General features: G+C 60.4%; 6 protein-coding genes and 1 pseudogene. 3 read left to right on the forward strand and 4 right to left on the reverse strand.

Annotation, left to right across the window (positions count from 1 at the left end):
- Positions 1 to 303 precede the first annotated feature (303 nt).
- The 3 genes from parA to ACFHYO_RS15620 all read left to right on the forward strand — a co-directional run bounded on the left by parA (position 304) and on the right by ACFHYO_RS15620 (position 2,078).
- On the forward strand, positions 304 to 1,011 hold the full coding sequence (gene parA / locus ACFHYO_RS15610; RefSeq protein ID WP_394321611.1) for a ParA family partition ATPase: 708 nt from the start codon (positions 304 to 306) through the stop codon (positions 1,009 to 1,011).
- Positions 920 to 1,225, forward strand: a complete 306-nt coding sequence (locus tag ACFHYO_RS15615) for a plasmid partition protein ParG (protein WP_394321613.1) — start codon at positions 920 to 922, stop codon at positions 1,223 to 1,225. The genes parA and ACFHYO_RS15615 overlap by 92 nt, the downstream gene beginning before the upstream one ends.
- A gap of 151 nt (positions 1,226 to 1,376) precedes the next feature.
- A complete protein-coding gene (locus tag ACFHYO_RS15620; RefSeq protein WP_394321615.1) occupies positions 1,377 to 2,078 on the forward strand; it encodes a BglII/BstYI family type II restriction endonuclease in 702 nt (233 codons plus the stop codon).
- Between the two features lie 2 nt (positions 2,079 to 2,080).
- Here ACFHYO_RS15620 and ACFHYO_RS15625 read toward each other — a convergent pair whose 3' ends face one another.
- From ACFHYO_RS15625 to ACFHYO_RS15640, 4 genes and pseudogenes are all read right to left on the reverse strand, one after another.
- A complete protein-coding gene (locus ACFHYO_RS15625; protein WP_394321621.1) occupies positions 2,081 to 2,233 on the reverse strand; it encodes a helix-turn-helix domain-containing protein in 153 nt (50 codons plus the stop codon).
- Between the two features lie 72 nt (positions 2,234 to 2,305).
- A pseudogene (locus tag ACFHYO_RS15630) lies at positions 2,306 to 2,926 on the reverse strand (MT-A70 family methyltransferase); the annotation flags it as partial.
- 883 nt (positions 2,927 to 3,809) lie between these two features.
- Positions 3,810 to 4,211, reverse strand: a complete 402-nt coding sequence (locus tag ACFHYO_RS15635) for a toll/interleukin-1 receptor domain-containing protein (protein ID WP_394321617.1) — start codon at positions 4,209 to 4,211, stop codon at positions 3,810 to 3,812.
- 311 nt (positions 4,212 to 4,522) lie between these two features.
- A partial coding sequence (locus tag ACFHYO_RS15640) for a S8 family serine peptidase (RefSeq protein WP_394321619.1) occupies positions 4,523 to 6,268 on the reverse strand: 1,746 nt, incomplete at its 5' end.

Below are 6,268 nucleotides of genomic sequence, written 5' to 3' on the forward strand. Positions count from 1 at the left end.
ACCTCGCAGCTTGAGAAACCGAACCTTCACATGCCCGGAGCATGCCGCCAGGGAATTTCCACAGCATTCGCGACACGACCTGAAGGGCTTCTAAGCCTGCCCGCTGAAGTTGCTTGTCCCACAAAACCCAAAATGTGGGTATGTTGATTTGATGGTATTGCAGAAACAAGGTGGCCGGGCTCGGGCTGCGCCAGGTCTCATGCCCTTCCCACCGTGGTGCGAACCTGACGGATGATAGCATCATCCGGCTGAAATGTGGGTTTGTGGCTTTACACTTTTGCGTAGATGTGGTGCGATCCCCTTATGATCATTTCCTTCCTGAATCAAAAGGGCGGCGTAGGTAAGACCACTCTCTCGGTGAGTGTCGCTGCTTGCCTCGCCCGCCAGGGACACCGAGTCCTCCTCATCGATGCTGATAAGCAGGGCTCGGCAACGACTTGGGCGAGCCTGCGCCAAGATGCGCCCTTCCAGGTGGTGAGCATGGCGCGGGCCAACATGGCTCGGGATGCGATCAAACTCGCTGCCGATTACACCCACACGGTGATCGATGGTCCGCCCCACGCGGAGGAGATCGCGCGGAGCTGCATTGTGGCTTCAGACTTTGTGGCCTTGCCGATCGAGCCATCAGGACTATCGACCTGGGCGTCCGACTTGACCGTGCGACAAGTGCGCGAAGCGCAAGAGCTGAAGCCGTACCTCAAATGTGGGTTTGTGGTTTCCCGTAAAATAGGTAAGACGGTGATTGGACGGGATATCCGTAACATGGCAGCTGAGGCGGCGCTGCCAATCCTCTCCAGCGAGATCGAGCAACGTGTGGCCTTCGCCGAGAGCCTGACCATGGGTCAGACGATTTTCGAGTGGGCGGGTGACAGCAATGCGGCCCGCGAGATCGAACAGCTAACTGAAGAGATCGAACGGCATGTCAAAGAAGACGTTTTCAGCCGCCCCGAAGCCTCGGCATCCAACGGACGAGCAGATTTTGGCATTCGAGCGCGGCGGGTCAGGGCATGACAACAACTCGGCGGCGAAGCCGATTGGAGGGCCAGCAGGGCAGGGGCCTACTAAGCGGCTTAGCTTGGACCTACCCGAAACCTTGCATACGCGGTTCAAGACAGCCTGTAGTGCAACAGGCAGGAAGATGGCAGGCGAGTTGCAGGCCTTCATAGAGGCCCGAGCGGCGGAACTCGAAGCGGAAGCCGGAATTCCCCCCCTTAGCCGGAGATGATCTCCAAGCTCTGGATGCGTTGCCCGGGCCCAGGAGGATCGATGTGGCTGGCACCTCAGTGAGCGTCGGACCGCGCGGGGTCAGCTTGCGTCCGCATGTTTGCTTCTGACACAGAGTAGTGGGCTGAACGGAAGCCTGCACCGGAGGCTTCATGTTCCAGACGCAGACCTATGACGACCCCCTCGTGCTCCCGCCCGAGGCACGCGATCACTGGGCGTTCATGGAAACGAACTCTGCCTGCGCCGTGATGAAGGCAACTTGTCCCTCGGAGTGGTCGGACATCGTGGACGTCCTCTCCACCTATCGGCTGTCGCCCAGTTCCTGGCTGCAGAAGGGGGGCAATCGCGGAGACATTGCCAAGCAGATCGACGGCAGGTTTGCCGAGCGGGGATGGCGGGAGGCGCGGCTCGATCTTGCGACAACCGGGCTGCTTTTCGGCAAGAACAACGAGAAGCTTGGCGAACTGCCGGCTGTCCACCAGGAGGGATACCTGGTGGACAACTTCAAGAACCGCATCGTGCTCGATGTGGAGTGGAACGCGAAGGACGGAAACCTGGACCGAGACCTCGCGTCCTACAGGTCCTGGTATGAGGCGGGGGTGATCTCGGCCGGGGTCATCATCACCAAGCACCTGGGCTCCCTGCGTGCCTTGGCGCACCGCATCTGGGACGCCTACCAGGCCGGACTGCCGGTCGATCAGAAGTCCAAGCTGCCCATCGATCTGGGAACGACCACGACCACGACCTTCGAGAAGGCCCAGCTGCGCATGCGCCGAGGCGTGATGGGCACTTGTCCCGTCCTGATCGTAGCCGCGACCGAGGCCACCTGGAGCGGCGAGCCGTTCGGGGGGTAAGCTCAGGAAGACGGCTGCCGGCCGCGTGACCGGAGCGTCGTGTCCGCAAGGCTGAGAAGCGAGCGCACCCTCTGGATCGAATAGCCGGTGTCCTCGGCGATTGCCCGGATACTGGCGCCCTGCTCGTAGCGGGAACGGACTTCGCGGCCCATCATGAGCGCATGCTCTTCCCCGACATGCTCGTTGGCGCGAAGCCTTGGCAGGATGGGGCCGCCAGTATAGCCCTTGTGCGCCTTGCCGCGGGGCTCCTGATCTTCGGCCGCCTCATCGCCCCATGACGTCCAACCTGGCTGTGGGTGCCGGGCGAAGAGCTCAAGATAGGGGCCGGGCGAGCAGCGACTGATGAGCTCATACTGCTCGTCAGGCTTGCGCGAGTGTTCCCGCTTGCGCGTCTCGATCATGTTCACCTGTGAGCGGGCAGGGGGGAGCGTTCGCAAGGAGCCCTTCACCCCGAAAAGGAGGAGCTCTGTCACGTTGCGGAAGTAGAAGCCTACCCCCCGGCCATCCGGCCCGCCATCCTTGCGGCGCTTGGCCCAAACCACGTTCGAGACATACCGGAAGCCCCAAGCCGCCATCACGTCGAGCCCCTCGGGAAGCAGGGCATTGGGGACCCACAGGTAGAGATGGGCGCTCTTCGCAGTGACATCCGTCACCGGAAGATGCTTGATCGCGTCGAGTGACATGGTGGAGTAGCGATCGAGCCGTCGATGCTCGGGCGCTACCTTTCCGGTGCGGTTGGTGAACCGCCACGGCGGATCGGCCAAGACAGTAGAAAAGCCACCTACGACATGTGGTAGGTCAAGAGGATCACCTTCCGCCCGAAGAGGTTCGCGCAACTGCTCGACCATAAAACCTGCTTTCATTTAGATCTTATATTAGATCTATACGGCTTCCCAGAAGAGTGCTAGCCCTTTTCAGTCCTTTGCCTCCCGACAAGGACAAGGCACGCGCGAGCAGGAAGCCAGTGGTCATGCGGTTGCCGAGCGCGGCAGACGACCACCCTTGCGGCCGTTGGCGCGGGCGGCGTCGGCTTTGGCCTAGCTGGTGGCCTTGCCGCCAGTCGCACCGAGCTGTGCAGCCATCCAGCGGCGCGAGCCGAACACGCCCTGCATAAGCGCCGGGACATATACGTCCGCGTCCAGCCTAGGCCAGTCCCAGACTGGCTGGCGTGAGCTTGATGTCAGCCAGATCGTCGGGCCGCAACGACGCGCATCACTCATTACGTCGTTCGCGATGGGCTACTTTCTCCAAATGTCGTCCCACGGAGGACGCTTTTCTGGATAGCCGCCTTGTCCATAGCTCTGTTGCATGCCACAGCGACCGCACTCGTAATTAATTGAGTCCACATCGTTACCCAATCTTCGATCCACCTCGAGCCACTCATGCTTTAGCAGCCAACACCATAACTTTGCAGGCAACATATAATTTATCCGCTGTTCGTTCTTGGGTGGTATTTCTAGGGCTTGTATTTCTGCACGTCTGCGGTCGTTATATCGACATGACGGTGTCCGGACTTCACTTCATAGATTCCGTCATAGTACTTTCTTTCTGCTGCTACCCAACAATTTCGAGGGCCATAATCATTTATGGCCTCGTGGGACATATTAACAAGAACCTTGATCCCCTCATTATCTTTTGCCGCTCGACTGTCGCGCACCAAGGAACGATGGGAGCTACCGTCTGGTATCAGGACTGACATTGATTACTCCCAAATCACATTAGTGTGTTTTTTTATTTGGCAACCGTAACCAACTCTGCAAGCTTAGTAGCAACGTCTGTCATCGGCTCTTCTGTTGTGCTCAAACCGGATCGCGAGGCCAGCAGAGGGCTGACTTCGCGGAGAGCTTCATACGTCGTGTTGTGAACAACGGGGATAAGCCGCTCACCTGCGAGGAGCGCCGAAAGTTCTTTGTCGGCGATGCCTTCTTTCGGGAGGCGCAGCAGGAGAGCAGGCGTCACTAAGACGATCCCGATCTTTGAGTTCGCCAAACCCTTGTCGATGGCGCGGAGCAGAGGCACGCCGAGACCAACGTCCTTCTCGCTGAACCAAACTTTGACACCACGTGCCTCAAGTAGATCGTGCAGCTCTTTGGCCGCCCCCTGCCGGTCATCCCAGGCATGACACAGGAACATGTCTCGAACGTCGAGGATGGCTCGTTTCTCGACGTTCTCGCGAACTGGTGTGAGCGCCCGTATTTCGGCAGGCGTGTACAGAACGCCCGAACCGGGACGCGACCACGGGGCCCTTGTCGTGCGGCTAGACCCACCCCCGCCACTCCGACCGCTGCCGCCACTCGACGAGGAATAAGACGAGGAAGAATAAGACAGTGAGGAGTAGGAAGGATACGAGTACCTGTAGCCGCCACGACCGCCGCATGCGGGACAATTGTCTCGACCGCTCGCTGTACGGTGGCCGTGTATAGGCGCTGTACATTGTGCCATATTCAGGTTCCTTCATTGTTCACGTCAATATCGGCTTCAATGACCGCCGTTTCGACGAAGGCGCCAAGCTGGTCGCGCAGCTCGTTGTAGACATCATCGTCCTCGTCGCCGGTGCCTAGCGACAGCACGAAAACTGCCTCCATCTCAGGCACCTCTTCGGTGCCTGAGTATTCATAGAGATAGAGATCACGCGAGAAGACGCGGGCATAGATGCGTAGTGCATCGCCCTCGAAATCCTTGCCGCGAAAGCTCTTGTTGTAGTGCCGCACAGGGCTCCACTTGTGATCGAGTGTGCGGGCCTCTTGCTCAGTGATCTTCCCGGTATTGAGCGATCCGAGAAGACTGTTGAACTTGGCATCCCCCTTCGGCGTCAGGCCACGCTGGTACTGCAACGCCGTTTCGAGGCGGACGCTGAAATAGTTCGGGCCAGCGTAATCCGTCACCATCGGGTGCGGATTGAGGATCGCTGTCAGCGCGCCGGTCCCCTTCAGCTTTCCTGTTCTCTTTAGAGATTCCGGGATCGGCAGCTCCCAATAATAGGCTGCACCTGGCCTTAGCGCGGCGCGCCATTGCAACGTGACGAAGCCTGGTCGGCACTCCCACGGCAGAGAAGTCGCCGTCGGGGTGCCGAAGCCAAGGGCCGGATCGAAGATCGGGCCGTCCGAACTATGCAGCAGCAGCGCCTTCACCAAGTCCGGTGAGGCGTTGCGTACCCGCTCCATCGTGTGCGCCGCGAGTGGCGAAGTCAGAGATGTGGCGAAGCTTGATCCGCTGATGAGCACACCGCCGAGGGCACGAACATGCGAGAAGTGCGAGAGGTCCGGCTTAAGCATGCTGGAAGGACCCGGCCCGCGCAGGCTCACGGGGCATTCACCCGCCGGAGCGCCGCTATCGTCGTGGATGCGGCCACCGACGGTGATCGCGGCCTCGCAATCGGCAGGTGGCTGAAGGCGAGTTTCCGGCTTGTCGCCGAGATTGCCGACCGAAACAATCGGGAGCACACTATGCTTGCGAGCGAGAAGGGCAATATCATGTCCGAAGGCGCTGACAGCTTCGAGATCGCAGGCATAAGGCTGGTTGAGGGAAAAGTTCCAAACCCGTGTATCCGGGTTCGCCGCCATCACACCGTCCAGATAGGCAACGAAATCCTGCGGATCGACGAAGACCCGCGATCCTCTCTTCACGACCGCCTGCACCGTGCCCACTTGGCAGTAGAGCGGAGGAAGGGTGAGATTGTTGTTCCAGTCGTGGCCCTGTACCACCAGAGACGTGACCCAGTTCCCGTGCTTCGTGTCGGCTGCGCCATCGGACACCAGCGGTGGGGCGCGCCACGCCTCCGCGTGACGGTAGGAGCCCGCTGTCATCCCCCCGTCAACAACGCCGACGACCGGCAGGGCCGTCATGTTTTCGGGTAAAGGACGGTCGGGTTCCCGACCCTCACCCGGCGAGGTGGAGCTGATCGGCTGCACGGGCTCGATCCGGAAGACCGTGCCGGACGCCACGAGCTGGCCGAGGGCTGCACGCGATGGGACGAGAACCGTCGTGCGTGCACGACGGTGCAAACGATAGGTCCGCATGGCCAGATTGATACGGTCGCCTGTCGCGCTTGCCGCCCGAAGGCTGCGCCGCATGACGACCGGAACGTCCAGCTCCGCATCGAGATCTACGCCCGTCAGCAAGGGTGGCGGCGGCGCAATCACGCCGTCCCGCAGGGAGGCAAACCGTCCGATCAGTTCTTCCCTAGCCTC

The sequence above is a fragment of the Paracoccus panacisoli genome, assembly GCF_042435015.1.
GTDB lineage: Bacteria > Pseudomonadota > Alphaproteobacteria > Rhodobacterales > Rhodobacteraceae > Paracoccus > Paracoccus panacisoli.

What these genes read in the sequence shown, in the direction of transcription:
- parA (WP_394321611.1), top strand. Translation starts at nt 304, where the DNA reads ATGATCATTTCCTTCCTGAATCAAAAGGGCGGCGTAGGTAAGACCACT.
- ACFHYO_RS15615 (WP_394321613.1), top strand. Translation starts at nt 920, where the DNA reads ATGTCAAAGAAGACGTTTTCAGCCGCCCCGAAGCCTCGGCATCCAACG.
- ACFHYO_RS15620 (WP_394321615.1), top strand. Translation starts at nt 1,377, where the DNA reads ATGTTCCAGACGCAGACCTATGACGACCCCCTCGTGCTCCCGCCCGAG.
- ACFHYO_RS15625 (WP_394321621.1), bottom strand. Translation starts at nt 2,233, where the DNA reads ATGATGGGCCGCGAAGTCCGTTCCCGCTACGAGCAGGGCGCCAGTATC.
- ACFHYO_RS15635 (WP_394321617.1), bottom strand. Translation starts at nt 4,211, where the DNA reads ATGTTCCTGTGTCATGCCTGGGATGACCGGCAGGGGGCGGCCAAAGAG.